Origin of the sequence: Pseudomonas sp. Sample_24 (assembly GCF_004307605.1) — a bacterium.
In the GTDB taxonomy this organism is placed as follows: domain Bacteria; phylum Pseudomonadota; class Gammaproteobacteria; order Pseudomonadales; family Pseudomonadaceae; genus Aquipseudomonas.
Genome location: NZ_RCNW01000384.1, coordinates 1 through 608, shown reverse-complemented (window position 1 = coordinate 608; position 608 = coordinate 1). Strand labels below are relative to the sequence as shown.

The following is a 608-nucleotide window of genomic DNA, read 5'->3' as shown; positions in this document are numbered from 1 at the left end:
GACAACCGTCTCAAGCGCTGGCGAGATCAGGAATATGCCTACGATGCGTGGGGCAACCTGATTGAGAAACGCAGCGGGATGGGCACGCTGCAGACGTTTGTTTATGACTGTGAGAATCGGCTGGTCCGGGCTGAGACGCTGGTCAACGGAAAGCTGGAGAGTACCGGTGCATATCGGTACGACAGCCTCGGACGGCGGGTTGCCAAGGTTTCAGAGTTCAAGGGTAAAACCGAGCAGAAGCATTTCCTGTGGCAAGGTCTGCGGATGTTGCGCGAGGAAAGTCCGGGGCGGAGCAGTCTGTACCTGTATGAGCCGGGCAGTTATGCCCCCTTGGCGCGGGTGGACCAGGCAGAAGGTGAAGCGCAGCAGCTTTACTACTTCCATACCGACCAGATTGGTACGCCGTTGGAGATGACTGACCGGGAAGGGCAGATCGTCTGGCAGGCGACGTACAAGGCTTGGGGAGCGGTTGAGAAGCTGACGGTCAATGAAGTCGAGCAGAACCTGCGGTTTCAGGGGCAGTATTTCGACGATGAGACGGGGCTGCACTACAACACGTTTCGGTATTACGATCCGGAGGTGGGGCGGTTTGTTACGCAGGATCCGAT

General features: G+C 57.6%; 1 protein-coding gene. It reads left to right on the top strand.

Features of this window, described 5'->3' with window-relative positions:
• The coding region (locus D8V06_RS21520; RefSeq protein ID WP_177434468.1) for an RHS repeat-associated core domain-containing protein at positions 1-608 on the top strand (608 nt) is incomplete at both ends.